The organism is uncultured Cytophaga sp. (assembly GCF_937863595.1).
Lineage (GTDB): Bacteria > Bacteroidota > Bacteroidia > Cytophagales > Cytophagaceae > Cytophaga.
Genome location: NZ_CALMGQ010000024.1, coordinates 37,486 through 54,493 on the forward strand (window position 1 = coordinate 37,486; position 17,008 = coordinate 54,493).

Here is a 17,008-nt window from a genome sequence, read left to right on the forward strand (position 1 = left end):
AATAAGTCTAGGTTCAATTAACTAAGAATGAACAATAAGCTGCATTTGTTTACTATTTTTTATTCTAATACCTTAAAATATTCATCTATTTCTTCTTTATAATAGGGAGTATAGGAAGGTGGTATGGTCTTTATTAATTCTAATTGCTTTTCTTTCGTCTTTAGATATTTCTCCAATGAAGGTGGTACGGTGTTCGGTTTTTGAACACCGGCTTTAGATTCTCTTGTATTGTCCCACTCCCGCTCCCGAATCGATTTCTCTGCTTCAAGTAAACGGGTTTGAATTTCTCTTTGGCGCATAATGGTCTCGTTGGTAATGTTTTTATTTACCAGATCTCGCTCCGTTTGCTCCATCATTTCATTCAACTTCTTCAAATCGTTTCCAGGTTTACCACCTTGTTCCTTCATGAGATTTTCCATCTCCTGTAGACCTTTACGAATACGTTCTTGTTCAGCTGCAAGTTTTGCTAATTCTTCTGAATAGCCTTTTCCACTTCCACCATTCTTTTTCAATTGCTCAATGCGTTCGCTTAATTGCTTTTGCATGTCACCCATTTTTCCAGATTTAGGCTTGCCTGAGGAACCGGGTTTGGGTTTGTTGCATTGTGCACCACTCATTTTCGGCTGACTAGCTGCCATCTGTTGTTGCATTTGCTTCAATACTTCATCCAACATCAAGGCCAAATTATTCATGGATGTCATCGCATATTGTTGATCTGCTGCCGCTAAATCTGGGCGACGTTCCTTTATATGTTGTACGGCTGCATCCATGTATTGGTTCATGGCAACTACCTCTTTTGTAACAAATGCTTCTATTTGAGGAACGCGTTTGGCAAGGGCATACAAGCTGTCTTTGATTACTTTGCTGTCATCCTTTAATTTCAATTGCTGTTGACCTAAACTGATGTAACGCGGATCTGACTGACGAACTTTTTTAAATTCATTCATCAATGCTTCTTCATCAAACGAAACGTGCAACAAATTATCCAATATCTGACGCAAGTTTTTCATATTCTCTGTTGCTTCCGCCTCTTGCATTTCTTGTTGCATTTCCTGCATCTTGCTCGATAATTTTTTCATCTTATCTGCAGCACTTTTTTGCGAAGCTCCCGCTTTTTTACTTTGGTTGTTTTGTAGTTCATCACTACTTTTTTCCATGTCTTGGTCGATCTCCTCTCCTTCTTGTTTCAGGTCTTCCAGCGGTTTTTTGTCTTCTAATTCTTTATTTAATTCTTCAAGATTTTTCATTTCTTCTTGAAGTTTATCAAACTCTTTATTTAATTGCTCTTGCTCTTTTTGAAGTGCATCTTTTGGTGCTTTTTGATCAAGTGTTTTCTCTGCTAAATCTTCTTGTTTCTTAGCTAATTCATCTAATTTCTGGATGTTATTTTCTAATGCACGATCAAATTGCATCTGTTTGAAAATCTCTAAATTACGCTCAATTTCCTTTTCTAAGAACTTATCTTTATCCGTTAGATTCTTTAATGCTTTATCTAATTCTTCTTTATTTGCATTTTCTTTAAGCAGCTTTTCCATTTCTGCCATCATTTTCTTTGTTTCCTCGTCGAGTAATTCATTCATTAATTTTTCGAGTTGCTTCATTTTTTCAGCTAATGCTTGAGAAGCTGGGTCAAATTTATTTTGTTTTTCTTGAAGTTTCTTGAAATTTTCTTTCAATTGTTCCAGCTCCTTTTCAAGTGCTTGGTTCTTTTTAACCATGTCTTCCATGGCTTTTTTATCTTGCCAGGTAAGTTGCTTCTTCGTTTTTAGACGCTCTTCCAACTGCTGCATTTCTTTTTGCAATTGTTGTGCTTGCTTCGCAACGTCTTGAAATTGATTGGAAGCTGAACTTGATGCAGATTTCAATTCTTGATTCAGCTCTTCTTCTGTTGGAATTTTCCACGTGAAAACAGCTGACTTTGTACTTTTAGATCCGTTTATACCATCATTATCAAATACTTCTAGATAATATTCCAACTCTTGACCAGACTCAATTTTGATAGAGTCTAAGTGCCACGTGAAATAGAATGTTTGATTCGATTTATTTGATTCTATACCAACTGGTTTTAATCCTTTTTTAACAATATTTTTATCTTTACTTTTTATGGAATACTGTAATTGTAATTTTTTTATACCATAATCATCTGATAATGAACCACCAAAAGTAATTTCTTCCATTAAGGTAGAATCACGAAACTCCTCAACACGAATCAATGGATATTGGTCTTTAATTACCGTTAACGAATACTGTATAGGATCAACTGTTGCTGATTTGGTTGCATTTAATTGCAAGGAATATTGATCGTCTTGTAGTATGGTTTTTTTGAAACTAAATCTGCTTCCATCTTTTGATCCTTTAATAGGAATATTTTTATCTTTTTTAAAAGATAATTCTAGGCTCTCAGCATAGACCGTTTCAATGTTCCACGTTATTGTTGTCCCTTCTGGAATACTTAAATTCCCTCCATTTTTTATGGATTCTGACTCTTTGTGAATATAGGCAGGATATTGTAAAATCATATCTACCCCACGAATATCTGGCTTTACATCTACTTCAAGTTCATATTGCTGTGACAAAAAACCAGCCGCTTCAAAAGAGAAATTTTCAATTCGCTGCACGTTTTTGAATTCGTAACTAAACTTCCCATCTCCTTGATGTTTTAATTTATAGCGTTGCTTGCGTACGATGATATAACATTGATCGGGAATTTCATTTCCCGCTAACTCTAGGTTAATTTCTAGGTCTTGATTTTTGTAAGCTGACAGTTTTTTATTCAATAAGTTGAATTGAAATGGTGCTGGCACTAAAAATTGGTTGTTGTATTTGATTATACGGTTTGCACTCTCTGTTAATAAACCTGGTATAATAAATAATAAAATGATTATTAGAAATATAGGTGGTAATACAAAGCGTGCATACTTACGGTTTTCAGATAATTTAATTCCCCCTGCAAATTCAAAGGTATTTAGCTCATTTGACTTTTGCTGAATGCTCGCTAGTATAAGTGCATTGGTTTGAGTATCAGGTTGTGCCTGTAATTGAAGCGTATTGACTAATTTGTCTTTAATTTCTGGGAAGAGTGATCCTATTTGTTTTGCGGCTTCTTCATTGCTAAGTGCTTTATCTAATTGAAATAGCTTTATAATAGGTATTAAAACCCAGCTGCTTAATGTATAGGCTACACTGCCCAGCAAGAAAATCAAGAATGCGAGTCGTACGAAGCTGTTAAATCGACCAAAATGTTCGCTCAAGGCAAGTACCAAAAATATAGAGGATATCAATCCGATTGAAATCAAAGATCCACGTACCAATCTATTGAGATAATACTTCTTCTTGTATTGTCTCAGATTGATTAGCAGTTCTTCATATGTTGCACCGAATATCATTAGGCTTATTCAATAATAGAATTGATTAAAACATCTGTATATCTGTATGAGAAAAAACCCGTAATAATTTCTGTTAGAAATATTACGGGTTTTAATGATTGTAATTCCTCTACACAAAGAAGAAGATTTCGAATGAATTATTTAGAATCTCCTTTTGCTGGAGTTAAATAAACAGATGTGAAATCTCTGTATTGCATTGCATTATTTGGGAAATTTTTAACAGTAGGTTGCATTAATCTGTAAGCTTCATCGTACCATAATACTACGATTGGAGCATCAGCCATTGCTACTTTTTCTGCTTCTAAGAAATATTTATAAGCTTCTTCATTCGATTGAGCTTTTAATCCTTTTTCGTATAGATTATCGAAATTGCTGTTTTTATAACGAGCCATGTTTGGATACGAAGATGAAGATGAAGTAGCAGGAACATTTTTACCGTATAAATACCATAGGAAATTTTCTGGACTTGGATAATCTGCAATCCAACCAACTCTGAATAAATCTGCTTTACCACCAATCATATTATCAATTAACGTTGCAGTTGTAACTACATTCGTTTCGATTGTGATATTTAAGTTATTTTTTAATTGAGTTCTAACTTCGTTTGCAACTGCTTCGTTTCTTCCACCGTCAGAGTTTAATTCCAATACAATTTTAGGAACATCAGCACCTGATTTGAAACCAGCTTTTTTAAGATAATAGGTAGCAGAATCTAAGTTTAATGTATAACCTGTGATTGATTTTGCATCGTATTCAGGGAAAACATTTACTGGAGTAATACCCCAGAAGCCTGGTGCATCGCCTTCGCCGTCCAATACTTTATCTAAAATCATTTTACGGTCAATACCGAAAGAAATTGCTTTGCGAAGGTTTACGTTATTGAACATTTTACCTTGGTTTGCAAAAGAAAGGAAATGTACTGCCATTTCTGGATTCTTTTGTAATTCATACATTCCGTATTCACCTGTTTTCTTAACAGATTGCTCTTCAATATCAATAATGAAATCTGTTGGAAGGCGATACATCATATCAAAATTACCCTTCTTAAATTCAATCAATTCAATCTTACGATCTTTTAAGAATTTAACAGCAATACCATTTAAGTATGGTAATTGATTGCCATCTTGATCTTTCAAGTAGTAATTTGGATTTTTTAATAAGTTAACTGAAGTACCTTCATCAATGCTAGAAATTACAAATGGACCTGTACCAACTGCTTTTACACGCATTTCTTGTCCGTATTTTTCATATGCTTCTTTAGCAAATACAAAAGTAAATGGACGAGCTAAATTGTATAAGAAAATTGAATTTGGTTCAATAAGCGTAAATTCAATAGTTAATGGATCGATAACTTTTATACCAGAAACTTCAAACTCAGGTTTTTTACCACCTACTGTAGCTTCGTAATATTCATCTGCTCCCTTTAAAATACCTTGGAACATGCTAAATCCTTGGTTTTGCTGAGGATTAGATGTACATAATAAACTGAAGCAATATTTAAGATCGTCTGCAGTTAGTTCGCGACCTTTTCCATCAGGGAAACATGCATTGTCGTGGAACATAACTCCTTTACGAAGTTTGAATGTATACACAGTTTTTGATTCATCAATCGTATAGCTTTCAGCCAAACCGTTTGTTAAGTGTAATGAATCTTGAGTGAATTTCATTAGACCTTCATACACTTGAGAAGCAATTCTGTAAGAAGTTGCATCTGTAATGTTGTGAGGGAATAAATTTTTAAGAAATTCCGCTTCGTTGTATTTAAAAATTCCACCGGAATATTTGCCGCCTTTGGCTTCTACTAATGCTTCTGCATTTTCAGATCTTCCATCTTTGCTATCGGAACAAGATCCCATAACAAGTACTGCAAGTAATAGTGGGAATAACGATTTTTTCATTGTATCGTGGGAAATTATAATATGTACTCAGTTAATATTTTTTTTCTAGTTATACATAGCAGAATTATACGCTGTATAACTAGAGTTTGATTTTAATATAGCAATATACCAAATTATGTATACAAACAAATTTATTTATGCGATAATTTCAAGTAAAACTGGACAATGATCGGAATGTATAGCATCTGGTAGAATCACTGATCGTTTTAAACGAGATTCCATGTTTTTAGTTATGATGTGATAATCGATGCGCCAACCCAAATTTTTCCCTCTGGAACCCGCTCTATAACTCCACCAAGTATAATTATGAGGCTCTTTATTAAAATGTCTAAACCCGTCAATAAATCCAGAATCAAATAATTTTGTCATCCAAGCACGTTCTTCTGGAAGGAAGCCTGATGTATTGGCATTTGACTTAGGATTATGAATATCAATGGCTTGGTGACATATATTAAAATCACCACAAACTATTAAATTGGGAATGCTTTTCTGCAGTTTAGTTACATATATAAGAAAATCGTCCATCCACCCGTATTTGAAAATTTGCCGTTCTTCTCCGCTGGAACCTGAGGGCATATATACATTCATTACAGAAAAATCTGAATAGTCGGCTCGAATTACTCTACCTTCAAAATCATATTTTTCTATGCCACAACCATATTCAACATGTTTGGGAATTTCTTTTGTGAAAATCGCTACTCCACTATATCCTTTTTTTTGTGCCGGGAAAGCATACGTGGTATAGCCTAATTCTTTAAAAGCAGCTTGATCAATTTGATCTGAACTTGCTTTAATTTCTTGGAGACAAACAACTTCTGCATTGGTTGATTGGACCCAGGTTAACAATCCTTTTGTTATAGCAGAGCGTATGCCATTTACGTTATAGGTTATTATTTTCATTCTAAATGTAGCTTCAATTTTATTCGGAGTCGGTTTGCGAATCTGTGTTTGTTTCTCTGGGCTTCATAATGGGTTTAAGCTTACTTATATTTTTTGACGTTTTTTCTCGTTCGCGTTCTTCTAAAATATGTTCTTCAAAATACTCAATCATTTGCAATTTGAGAAAGTCTTCTTGTTCTTCTAAATTTAATTTAGGTATGGCTTTTAATGCTTTATAATGTGGCCAACCATCAGAATCTAAACCTTCCCATTCATAAAATCCAGATTGACTCAACAATTTACACGTAGCAATGTGCATTAAATCTTGTTTTTCTTCTTTAGAAAACGCTTTTTTCCCCTTTCCTAATTCGTTTACGCCAATTAGAAACAACAAGGTATTTGTGGTTGGTTTTTTACCCGTGGTGCGAATGAAGAAGTACATCAATCGCTTCCAATCATTCTTTAAATCGAGATCTTCAAATTCCATGTGGTTTTTATAAAAGGAAATACTAATTTACACACCAATTAGCTAAGGAATCTATTTTATGAATAATTTTTTTAAACGCATCGGAAATATTTCCGCATGTATCGTGGATGTATTGTATCCTCCCCATTGTATTGTCTGCGATAGCGGTTTATATCAATCAGAGGTTGATGTATGTTCAACATGCTTGAGCACCTTGCCAACTGTTCAAGAAGATTATTCACCTGAATCGCTATATATCCGTCTGTCTATTGAATTACGACCATCGTTTGTATGGGCGTATTTACTTTTTGATTCGAAAAACAAAACGCAGAAAATTTTACATGCGATAAAATACGGTGATTCACCAGATATAGCCATTCGTTTGGCAGCCATATGGGCAGACCGAATAAAAGCATCGTTGATAGAAGCAAACATTGACATGATTATTCCAATTCCTCTACATAAATCTAGAATGCGTAAACGGGGTTACAATCAAGCTACTAAAATTGCAGAAGGAATTCAACGGGTTGTTGATACAGAGATTGAAGAAAATGTGTTGTATCGGAAACGGAATTTATTTGTACAAGCTCAAAGTAAACGCGTAAAGCGTTTTGAAAATGTAAAATTGGTTTATGCTATTCGAAACATAGATAAAATTAAGGGCAAGCATATTTTGTTGGTTGATGATGTCTTGACGACAGGGGCTACTATAGAAATTTGTGGAATGTTATTGAAAAATGCAGGAGCTGAAAAAGTGAGTGTCGCCTTGCTGGCTATGGTTGCAGACTAAAATGGATACTATATAAAACAAAAAACCCGTCGCGATAGTTATCGCTACGGGTTTTTTTATGAATGAAATCTATCTATTAATAGTTTGTTCCTGCTTGAATCATTGCGCAACGGAAACCAATTGTTGCAGTACAAGAATCTTCAGCTAAATATCTTCTAGTTCCTGGAGACATCCAGTAAGCAACATCTTTCCAAGAACCACCTTTGTATACACGAACGTGATCATCAATTAAAGATTGGAAACCAGCTTTATCATAACCTTTTTCTTCATCTAAGAAACCGTTACGACGTAATGGGTTCAAGTCATCAAATGTTTGGAATGATAATGGACGGTATACATCGTAAACCCATTCGTTCACGTTACCAGCCATACAATAAAGACCAAAATCATTTGGTGGGAATTCGTAAATATAAGTAGTGATCATTGCACCATCGTTCAACTTACCAGCAATACCAGCGTAGTCACCACGACCTCTTTTAAAGTTTGCAAGGAACATACCCATTTGTTTTCCATAAGGATTACGTAATGCGTGACCGTCCCAAGGATATAAACGTTTGTGTGTTTGATTTTCATCTAACCATTGGTTCCCGATAAGTGCTTGAGCAGCATATTCCCATTCAGCTTCAGATGGTAAACGATAGTTTGGTAATACAACACCAGATTCCAAAGGAATACGACCACCACCTTCAGGAACATCAAAACCAGCATTTTGTGCTAATTGATTGTTCACAACTGTTGTACGCCATACACAGAAATCGTTTGCTTGAATCCAGTTAACCCCAACAACTGGGAAATAACGGAAACCAGGATAACGGAAATAGTGATCTACGTAAGGATCGTTGTATGCTAGTTCAGATGCCCAAACAGTTGAGTCAGGCAATGCTGACTCATAAAATTCTTGAGATGAGTCACGTTGAACATAAAATAAATATTCTAACCAGTGGATGTTTGCAATTTCAGTTTCATCCATATAAAAAGATGCTACAGTAACCGTTCTTTCAACGTTGTCACCGTTTTTCATCAAATCTTCTTCAAACGAACCTAATACGGTACGACCACCTTCAATGTATACCAAGTTAGGACCTTCTGGCTGACCAGCATAATCACTTACTTGAAATCCATTTTCTTCGTTGAATGCCATACCAGTTGTGGTACTTGCTTTCCCCGGATCCATGCTAGTAGGGTTCCCTTTTGTACACGAAAAAAGTAGTGATACACCCGCTACTAAAACAACCGCATGTTTGAGAACACGATTCATTTTCTTCATAACCTTTTAATTAATAGATAGTCTTTTCCAATTCAGTTTGCTAATTTATCCACATTATATCTAAAATCCAACTATTCAAAGGAAATTTGATACTTGAATTTAGACACAGTTTATAAACAGCGGTATTCAACTAGATCACTTTTAATAATAAAACGCTGATTAAGCGAGATTTGTACAAAAAGGACTCTTTGAATATTAATTTATAAATATTCCCAATTATAAATTTAATTCCAATAAACGCATCAATTCTTCTTCTTTCACTTCTTTTAGGGCTATCAATAAGCTCGAATTTCCAATTCTCGTTTTTTGAATACCATAATAAAGATGCTGATCTGATTTTTGAATCGATATGCAGGTAACAATTTCACCTAGGGGTAATAACGGACATATCCATTGTCCAGATTCATCCATTTGTAATGGAAGTACACACATCAACGAGTCAAACACAATATAGTTTTGTATTTCGGTACATTTTTTTTCATAAGTAGGTAATATAAAGCGTGCTAATAAGTCAACTTTTTCTCTAATGTCATCATAAAAGCGGTCACAATTTATCCAACCGAACTTTTTAGTACGGAAAAAATATTTTTGTAGCGGACTTCTTTCACTACCACCTTCTTCGAAAAAAGTGTCATCAGTATCCAAATCAAAATCTTCAGCAATAGTTACAATGGAATCGCTTACGTTCCAATTCATATTTCCAGAGGAATTTCTGGAACCATTAAAATAAATCATGTTTGGTTTTACATCTCGAGGAATTTGGATTTGAATTCCTTCATCACACGTAATAATTAATTGATCACCCGTTTCTGTTTTTGCATTTATGTACAATGCTCCATCGCTCTCTAACATACTTCCATTTGAAATAGTATATGCGCGCTCTTTAAGTAAGGCTTTCTTTGTAAATAACTCTTTGAGTTCAAGATGAACCATACCATTGTAAGGAGTAGCAATTTGTGTCTGTAAGCATAATGGATGGAAATAAATAGTTGTTCCATTTGTACCATATAATATTGTATCTGCATTGGAATGAATGCGAAATTCCTGTGCTGGCTCTTGAAGAAGTAAGTCTATATTTGGCAACATTTTATTTTTAACAATATCAAACTTAGGTGAAGTGTATACTTTTCTTATCCCGATGCTTGTGTTTATTGGTTTGCAGCTAACACAAACAATAATAAAAAGGATTATATACATACGGTGGTATTTCATATTCTTTCGGTTTTATAAGAACATAATGAATCTATTGGTTTTCGTTACATGAATTTTTATTAATTAATACCAATAAAAATATTTTTTCAAATGCTGTATCTTTTTAATGCATCCTCATTATTCATACAAAGCAAAAAAAGATTTTGCTGCATACACGAAACAGATATGAATTATGGCTACAGGAAAAGAAACACCCAGACAACGCATGATTGGTATGATGTACCTTGTGCTAACGGCTTTGCTTGCATTACAAGTAAGTTCGGCTGTGATAGAAAAGTTTTATGCATTGAATAAAAGCATAGAAAAAAATGTTGCGAACTCGGCTCAATACAATGCAGATAAAGTACAAACGATACAAGCTGCAGTTAAAGAACGTGGAAATAGAAAAAATGAAATGCAAGTTGCCCAACAAGCGAAGGAATTAAATATTAAATCGCAGGAGCTTCGCGCCTTTATGGAAACTTTGAAAACAGAAATGATTGAAAAGACGGGTGGCTATGATGAAGATGGAAGTTTGAAAGGTGCAAAGGAAGAAACCGATGTTGAAGTGTACATGCTAGGTACTAATAAATCGAATGGAAAAGCATATGAATTACAAAACCGTTTGAATGAATACGTGGCCTTTATCAATAAACGATCTGGTACATCTATGCCGCCCATTGCTTTGGATGCGAAGGACGATGTGTTGTTTCAAAAAAATTCCGATCAAAGAAATAAAGATTTTGCACAACTAAATTTTTCTCAAACGCCCTTAGTTGCTGCAATGGCGGTGATAAGTGACTTGGAAACAAAGGTTACTACCATGGAAAGTAGCTTAATGAACAGTTATGCAGCGAAAGTGGGCGAAGGTGATTATAAGGTAAATAGTTTGAAACCTATTGTACGTGCAAAAAGTAAATATGTGCCTGCAGGTACAAAGTATGAAGCAGAAGTTATGATGGCTGCTACTTCAACTTCCCAATTACCTACAATGAATGTTGGAAATCAAGCATTAAAAGTTGATGGAAGTGGTATTGGTTCGTATGATTTTTTAGCGGGTGGTGGTGCATATTCTGCAGATGGTTTGCTTAAGAAAATCTGGACCGCTCAAATAAAAATGAGACAGCCAAATGGTCAAGATACGGTCTATTCGGTAAGTGAAGAATATTATGTGGTAAAACCGGTGATACAAATGCAGTCTGCAGCAATGAAAGCGTTGTATTTTAATTGCGGAAACAAAGTTGATATTTTGGTGCCTGCATTGGGTGCACAATATAATCCGGAGTTTAAATCAACAGGCGCAACCATAAAACCTGGTGGAACAAAAAGTCGGGTGTACATAATACCGAATGCACCAACTGCTAAAATTGCAGTCTATAACAACGGCCAATTTATTGGAGAAGAAAACTTTAAAGTCATTCCAATTCCCAAACCTACAGTGGAGGTACGTGTAAACGGAAAATTAATTAATTCAAAAGTGGGTGTTACGTCATCGGGTTTAAAATCAATTTCAATTAAAGCCATTCCAACTCCTGAATTTGCTGCCAGTCAGCCTGATGATTGTACCTATAAAGTGGTGGAATGGGAAGTATATTTTGGAAGAGGTAGAAGAGCCGCAAGTGGTTTGTCCCCGCAAAACCCTCCGCAAGAATATATAAATATGGGAAGTATTGCAAATAGTTTGCAAGACAAGGATATGATTTTTGTAACAGCTAAAAAGGTGATGCGCAAAACATATTTAGGCACTTGGGAAGAGGTGAAAGTATCATCGACGCCAATTATGATTCCGGTATATAATTAATAGTAAGGACTTAAATACTTGGGATAATATCTCAAGTGTCAAATGGAAGGCTTTCCTTATTAATGGCAGATGTATAATTTTGTACTATAACGTTTAAGATATCTGACGAAAAAACCCTTGGTTTACCAAGGGTTTTTTATTTGTTCTAAATTTATTGTAAACTGTAGTGCAGTAAAATAAATGTATTGAGTTTATGTTAAAGACGATTCCATTTTTTACGTTACGTTTTCAAAACAAAGACATTGAAAAAGAAATTTTTTCTTTTTACAAGGAACTACATGCCGACGCGTGGTATGTGTTGGGAAAACGCGTATCACAATTTGAAAAAGAATACGCAGCGTACCATTCTGTAAAAGAGTGCATCGGAGTGGGTAATGGATTGGATGCATTGATCCTTACATTACGTGCTTTACATATTGGAAAAGACGATGAAGTAATTGTACCTGCCAATAGTTTTATAGCAACAGTTTTGGCTGTGAGTCAGGTTGGTGCTACACCGATTTTGGTTGAACCAGATCCAAAAAGCTTCAACATTACTGCAGAAGGAATCCAGCGAAAGATTACTTCCAAAACCAAAGCAATTATTCCGGTACATTTATATGGCTTGTCCTGCGAAATGGATGGAATTATTTCAGTCGCAAAAAAAGCCAATTTATTTATTATTGAAGATAATGCACAAGCACACGGTGCAACCTATAAAAATAAAAAAACCGGAAGTTTTGGAATTGTGAATGCAACCAGTTTTTACCCGGTGAAGCCACTTGGTGCCTATGGCGACGGCGGTGCGATTACAACAAACGATGATGCATTAGCAAAGCAGATTCGTTTACTCGGAAATTATGGATCAGCAGAAAAATATTACTACGAAACCATTGGAGTAAATTCTCGATTGGATGAAATTCAAGCGGGTATATTGTCGATCAAATTAAACTATCTTGATCGCTGGAATGCCGAACGGATTGAATTAGCAGCGTTGTATTCCAACGTGTTAAAAAATATAGATGGAATTCAAACGCCCATTATTTCTGCTGATTGTACACATGTATTTCATCAATATGTGATTCAAACAGAAAAGCGAAATAGCTTACAAGATCACTTGTTGAAAGCAGGTATTCAGACAGCTATTCATTATCCGGTGCCACCGCATTTACAAAAGGCCTATGATTTTTTAAACTTGAAAAAGGGAAGTTTGCCCATTGCAGAAAAATTAGCAGAAACGATTTTAAGTTTGCCGATTTATACGGGAATGAAAAGAGAAGAGGTGGAGTATGTGTGTGAGGTGATTCGTACGTTTTATGCATAAGTAAACATAAAACGCGTTCTTATTTTTATAATTAGAGAACGGAAAATTGGAAGGATTATTTTTTTATAATTTCCAAGGCATCAAGAATATTGAATGTTATGGCTTTGCGGGCAACACCTATATAGCGATCGTCTAATCCTCTTGTTTGAATACATGTAGCGAAATAAAATACATTGTTGTCTTTTTCGACATAACCGACATACCAACCCACATGACGATTGCTTTCATCGCTCCAACCGGTTTTTGCACGTAATACATAAGTATCCTTTTTCTCTGCAACCATAATATCTGTTACAATATCCATGGTACGTTTCGAAAAGGGTAATTTGTGATCGTGCAAGCGTCTTAAGAAATCGATTTGCTGTTTGGGTGTAACACGTAGTCCTCCTGTAAGCCAAAATAGATCAATGCCGCCGCTCGTATCTGCATTTCCATAATTGGACTTTTTCAGCCAATGATTCATTTGATTCTCACCAACTCTACGTGCAAGTTCTTGATAATACCAAACGGTAGAATTTTGAAATGCCATGCGAAAGGTTTGATCTTGATTCCAAACGGGATAGCTTCTGGTTACGCTATCCCAAGGGATTACAAAATCAGCATCTTTAATGACTCCAGTTTCTATTCCGATTAAAGAATTACAGATTTTAAATGTGGAGGCCGGACTAAATGATTCTGTGTATTGTGGTTTATTATAAAATGTATACGAATGCGCATTTTGATTGTATAACACAAAAGAGCCATCCACTTGGAATGAATCATAATAGGTTTTAAAATCATTCCGAATAATTATTGGCTCTTTTTGAATAAATGAAAGAATGGTCAATAAGAATAAGAACGTTATGCTGAATTGTTTCATCTACAATGCAATTATTATCCTTTACTGACTACCATATCTTTCAAACAGGCTACCCAAGTAGCATTGGTATTTAAACTTTCTACCAACTGCCAATCTTTACCACCATGTTCTTCAAATAACAATTTATATTCTTCGCCGCCTTCAACTGTTGTTTCTAAACAATCTGCAATGAATGATGGAGAGAAAAATAATATGCTTTTCTTTCCTGCTTTTGCTAATTCTTCAATATTATGATCGGTGTAGGGCTTAATCCAAGGTGTTTTTCCCAAACGCGATTGAAACGAAACAGAGTAAGTATCTTCTGCTAAACCCATTTCTTTTACCAATAAACGGGTCGTTTCATAACATTGTGCTCGGTAACAATACTCGTTTCGAGAGCCGTAAACCTGGCAACAGGTTCCCAATTTGCATTGGTCGCCAATAGAGGCTTTAACGATTTGTCTTTCAGGAATGCCGTGATAGGAGAAAATAATGTGATCCCAGCTTTGTTTAGCTAAGTACGCATTTCCTTTTTCAGCAAATGCTTTGATAAATAAGGGATGATCAAAGAATTTTGAAATCACTTCAATATGTGGCGTGATTTCCCATTTCCCTAATACTCTTAATGCTTCTTCAACGGCAGAGCCTGTAGATGCAGATGCATATTGTGGGAATAATGGAATAACGATAACTTTATTATATCCTTTGGCTTCTAGTTCTTTGGCTGCAGATTCAATAGATGGGTTTTGATAGCGCATGCCCAAAACCACTTTATAGCTATCGCCTAAGGTTTCTTGTAGTAATTCTTTTATGGCAACGCCATGAAACATCAACGGCGAACCTTTTTCGGTCCATAATTTCTTGTATTCATGTGCGGATTTGGGCGATCTAAAAGGAGCTATAATCATGTTAATCAGTAGCCAACGATTAAACCAAGGAATGTCAATGACCCTTCTGTCCATTAAAAATTCGCGCAGGTATTTACGTACATCGGGTGTATTTGGACTATCTGGTGTGCCGAGATTGATTAGAAAGACGGCAGTTTTAGATTTTTTATTAGGCAATGACATAGAAAGATATTTAATTTGCAAACTTAACAAATAACTAAATGATATGTTGTGATTTTAATCAGTCGCTACAAAGTTTTGGTTAAAGTTAAGGGAATTAAACTAAATACGTAAGTACGGTACGTTCAATTTAAGATATGGAAAATAAAGTAGTTGCCCCAGCAGAAAATGTTCTGATGAAAAAAATCGTTTCTCATGCAAAAGAATACGGATTTGTTTTTCAGTCGTCAGAAATTTATGATGGCTTGCAAGCGGTATACGATTATGGACAAATGGGTGTTGAATTGAAAAACAACATTAAAACGGTTTGGTATAAATCAATGACGCAACTCAATGATAATATCGTTGGGTTGGACGCATCTATTTTTATGCATCCCTTAACATGGAAAGCTTCTGGCCACATCGATGGTTTTAGTGACCCAATGATTGACAACAAAGATTCTAAAAAAAGATATCGTGCAGATGTTCTAGTTGAAGACCGTGCTGCTGCATTAGAAGCTGCTGGTAAAAAAGAAGAAGGCGATGCATTGGTAAAAAAATTAGCACGCTTGCTTGAAGCCGATGATTTATCTGGTGTTCAAGATTTAATTACGACTGAAAAAATTGTTTGTCCGGTAAGTGGCACATCCAACTGGACAGAAGTACGTCAGTTTAATTTGATGTTCTCTACGCAAGTGGGTTCTGTTGCAGAAGATTCAAGCACGATATATTTAAGACCAGAAACGGCACAAGGAATTTTTGTAAACTTCTTGAACGTACAAAAATCGGGTCGTATGAAAATACCCTTTGGTATTGCGCAGATAGGTAAAGCGTTTCGTAACGAAATTGTTGCGCGTCAGTTTACCTTCCGTATGCGTGAGTTTGAACAAATGGAAATGCAATTCTTTATTCGTCCGGGGACAGAAATGGAATGGTACGCGAAGTGGAAAGAATCACGTATGAATTGGCATAAGGCAATTGGTATACCTGCAGAGAAATTAAAATTTCACGATCACGAAAAATTAGCGCATTACGCAAATGCTGCGGTAGATATTGAATTTGAATTCCCATTTGGTTTCAAAGAAATGGAAGGCATACACTCACGTACCGATTTTGATTTGTCGAGCCATGAGAAAATGTCTAGAAAGAAGCAGCAATATTTCGACAACGATGTAGATCCTGCAACAGGAAAACCATTTGGGAATTATATTCCATATGTGGTTGAAACTTCGGTTGGTGCAGACAGATGTTTCCTTGCGGTAATGTGTAATGCATACACCGAAGAAACAACGGTTGAAACAAATGAAGCAGGCGAAGAAAAAACAAAAGAACGTGTGTACTTAAAATTGCACCCTACCTTGGCGCCGATCAAAGCAGCGATTCTTCCAATCATGAAGAAAGACGGTTTGTCTGAAAAGGCAATGGAAATTTATAATGAATTGAAATACGATATTAAGGTAACGTACGAAGATAAAGATTCAATCGGTAAGCGTTATACACGCAACGATTTAATTGGTACGCCTTTCTGTATTGCAGTAGATCACCAAACATTAGAAGACAATACGGTAACGGTTCGTCACCGTGATACAATGATTCAAGAACGTGTTGCGATTAGCGAATTGCGGTTGAAGATTCGAAAAGAAACAAGCTGGAGAACGATCTTGGAGAAGGTATAGTTTTTCAGTTTAATTATTTTGAAAAGGAAGGCTTGTCGAGGGACAGGCCTTTTTTAGTTAATAGTACAAATATTTCCTTGTGTAAAAACCAAATTAGTCGTTAATGAGCCTTTAAACCTATGTTGGCGTCAACAGCCTCTTACCCAACCACAACTCTAACCGTTGTTGTGCCAGCGGCCAACAACCAAGCAGTCTGTGATGCTAAAAGTTTTTGATGAAAAGAGCATGCACACTATCCTTTTAAACCCATGTTGGCGTCGACAGCCTCTTACCCAACCACAACTCAACCCGTTGTGTCATTCGGCCAACAATCAATAAAGACATATTTTGATATTCAATTACTCATTAAAAAGAAGAAGCTTCACCCATGTTGGCGTCAAGAGCCTCTTACCCAACTACAACTCAAACCGTTGATTTCTATGGTTTATGCAAGCGGACTTGTATAAATATATTCATATTTTCTATTA

13 protein-coding genes are annotated in these 17,008 nt (G+C 35.6%); 5 read left to right on the plus strand and 8 right to left on the minus strand.

Going from position 1 to position 17,008, the window contains the following annotated elements; translation table 11 throughout:
* Nucleotides 1-59: 59 nt before the first annotated feature.
* The 4 genes from Q0543_RS02020 to Q0543_RS02035 form a co-directional block, all read right to left on the minus strand.
* Nucleotides 60-3,386 carry a DUF4175 family protein gene (locus tag Q0543_RS02020; protein ID WP_299248347.1) on the minus strand — a complete coding sequence of 1,109 codons (3,327 nt, stop codon included), beginning with the start codon at nt 3,384-3,386 and terminating at the stop codon, nt 60-62.
* Between the two features lie 137 nt (nt 3,387-3,523).
* A complete protein-coding gene (locus Q0543_RS02025; RefSeq protein ID WP_299248350.1) occupies nt 3,524-5,284 on the minus strand; it encodes an ABC transporter substrate-binding protein in 1,761 nt (586 codons plus the stop codon).
* A 135-nt stretch (nt 5,285-5,419) separates the two neighbouring features.
* A complete protein-coding gene (locus Q0543_RS02030) occupies nt 5,420-6,184 on the minus strand; it encodes an exodeoxyribonuclease III (RefSeq protein ID WP_299248353.1) in 765 nt (254 codons plus the stop codon).
* Nucleotides 6,185-6,203: 19 nt separating this feature from the next.
* Nucleotides 6,204-6,650 carry a hypothetical protein gene (locus tag Q0543_RS02035; RefSeq protein ID WP_366799940.1) on the minus strand — a complete coding sequence of 149 codons (447 nt, stop codon included), beginning with the start codon at nt 6,648-6,650 and terminating at the stop codon, nt 6,204-6,206.
* Nucleotides 6,651-6,708: 58 nt separating this feature from the next.
* On the opposite strand from Q0543_RS02035, the gene Q0543_RS02040 reads away from it, so the two are divergent.
* The gene (locus tag Q0543_RS02040; RefSeq protein WP_299248355.1) at nt 6,709-7,419 is read left to right on the plus strand and encodes a phosphoribosyltransferase family protein; all 711 of its coding nucleotides are present in this window, start codon (nt 6,709-6,711) and stop codon (nt 7,417-7,419) included.
* A 76-nt stretch (nt 7,420-7,495) separates the two neighbouring features.
* Here the strand turns inward: Q0543_RS02040 and gldJ are convergent, their stop codons facing one another.
* Both gldJ and Q0543_RS02050 read right to left on the minus strand, forming a co-directional pair.
* Nucleotides 7,496-8,686 (minus strand): gliding motility lipoprotein GldJ, encoded by a 1,191-nt coding sequence (gldJ, locus tag Q0543_RS02045; RefSeq protein ID WP_299248359.1) that lies wholly within the window; start codon nt 8,684-8,686, stop codon nt 7,496-7,498.
* 216 nt (nt 8,687-8,902) lie between these two features.
* Complete coding sequence (locus Q0543_RS02050) at nt 8,903-9,883, minus strand: hypothetical protein (protein ID WP_299248362.1); 981 nt, start codon at nt 9,881-9,883, stop codon at nt 8,903-8,905.
* A 187-nt stretch (nt 9,884-10,070) separates the two neighbouring features.
* Here Q0543_RS02050 and gldM point away from each other — a divergent pair, with 187 nt between their 5' ends.
* On the plus strand, nt 10,071-11,678 hold the full coding sequence (gene gldM, locus Q0543_RS02055) for a gliding motility protein GldM (protein WP_299248365.1): 1,608 nt from the start codon (nt 10,071-10,073) through the stop codon (nt 11,676-11,678).
* Between the two features lie 193 nt (nt 11,679-11,871).
* Nucleotides 11,872-12,981, plus strand: coding sequence for a DegT/DnrJ/EryC1/StrS family aminotransferase (locus Q0543_RS02060; protein WP_299248368.1), 1,110 nt, complete (start codon nt 11,872-11,874; stop codon nt 12,979-12,981).
* Nucleotides 12,982-13,036: 55 nt separating this feature from the next.
* Here the strand turns inward: Q0543_RS02060 and blaOXA are convergent, their stop codons facing one another.
* Entirely contained in the window at nt 13,037-13,840 is an 804-nt protein-coding gene (gene blaOXA / locus Q0543_RS02065; RefSeq protein ID WP_299248371.1) for a class D beta-lactamase, read from the minus strand.
* Between the two features lie 14 nt (nt 13,841-13,854).
* Nucleotides 13,855-14,889: a ferrochelatase gene (gene hemH, locus Q0543_RS02070; RefSeq protein ID WP_299248374.1), complete on the minus strand. Its 1,035-nt coding sequence runs from the start codon at nt 14,887-14,889 to the stop codon at nt 13,855-13,857.
* Between the two features lie 134 nt (nt 14,890-15,023).
* Here hemH and Q0543_RS02075 point away from each other — a divergent pair, with 134 nt between their 5' ends.
* Both Q0543_RS02075 and Q0543_RS02080 read left to right on the plus strand, forming a co-directional pair.
* Nucleotides 15,024-16,541 carry a glycine--tRNA ligase gene (locus Q0543_RS02075; RefSeq protein WP_299248377.1) on the plus strand — a complete coding sequence of 506 codons (1,518 nt, stop codon included), beginning with the start codon at nt 15,024-15,026 and terminating at the stop codon, nt 16,539-16,541.
* Nucleotides 16,542-16,789: 248 nt separating this feature from the next.
* Entirely contained in the window at nt 16,790-16,987 is a 198-nt protein-coding gene (locus Q0543_RS02080) for a hypothetical protein (protein WP_299248380.1), read from the plus strand.
* The last annotated feature ends 21 nt before the right edge of the window (nt 16,988-17,008 follow it).

Coding starts and splice junctions, on each gene's coding strand:
- Q0543_RS02025 (WP_299248350.1), bottom strand. CDS start 5,284: ATGAAAAAATCGTTATTCCCACTATTACTTGCAGTACTTGTTATGGGA.
- Q0543_RS02080 (WP_299248380.1), top strand. CDS start 16,790: ATGTTGGCGTCGACAGCCTCTTACCCAACCACAACTCAACCCGTTGTG.
- Q0543_RS02050 (WP_299248362.1), bottom strand. CDS start 9,883: ATGTATATAATCCTTTTTATTATTGTTTGTGTTAGCTGCAAACCAATA.
- hemH (WP_299248374.1), bottom strand. CDS start 14,889: ATGTCATTGCCTAATAAAAAATCTAAAACTGCCGTCTTTCTAATCAAT.
- gldJ (WP_299248359.1), bottom strand. CDS start 8,686: ATGAAGAAAATGAATCGTGTTCTCAAACATGCGGTTGTTTTAGTAGCG.
- Q0543_RS02035 (WP_366799940.1), bottom strand. CDS start 6,650: ATGGAATTTGAAGATCTCGATTTAAAGAATGATTGGAAGCGATTGATG.
- Q0543_RS02075 (WP_299248377.1), top strand. CDS start 15,024: ATGGAAAATAAAGTAGTTGCCCCAGCAGAAAATGTTCTGATGAAAAAA.
- Q0543_RS02060 (WP_299248368.1), top strand. CDS start 11,872: ATGTTAAAGACGATTCCATTTTTTACGTTACGTTTTCAAAACAAAGAC.
- Q0543_RS02030 (WP_299248353.1), bottom strand. CDS start 6,184: ATGAAAATAATAACCTATAACGTAAATGGCATACGCTCTGCTATAACA.
- Q0543_RS02040 (WP_299248355.1), top strand. CDS start 6,709: ATGAATAATTTTTTTAAACGCATCGGAAATATTTCCGCATGTATCGTG.
- blaOXA (WP_299248371.1), bottom strand. CDS start 13,840: ATGAAACAATTCAGCATAACGTTCTTATTCTTATTGACCATTCTTTCA.
- Q0543_RS02020 (WP_299248347.1), bottom strand. CDS start 3,386: ATGATATTCGGTGCAACATATGAAGAACTGCTAATCAATCTGAGACAA.
- gldM (WP_299248365.1), top strand. CDS start 10,071: ATGGCTACAGGAAAAGAAACACCCAGACAACGCATGATTGGTATGATG.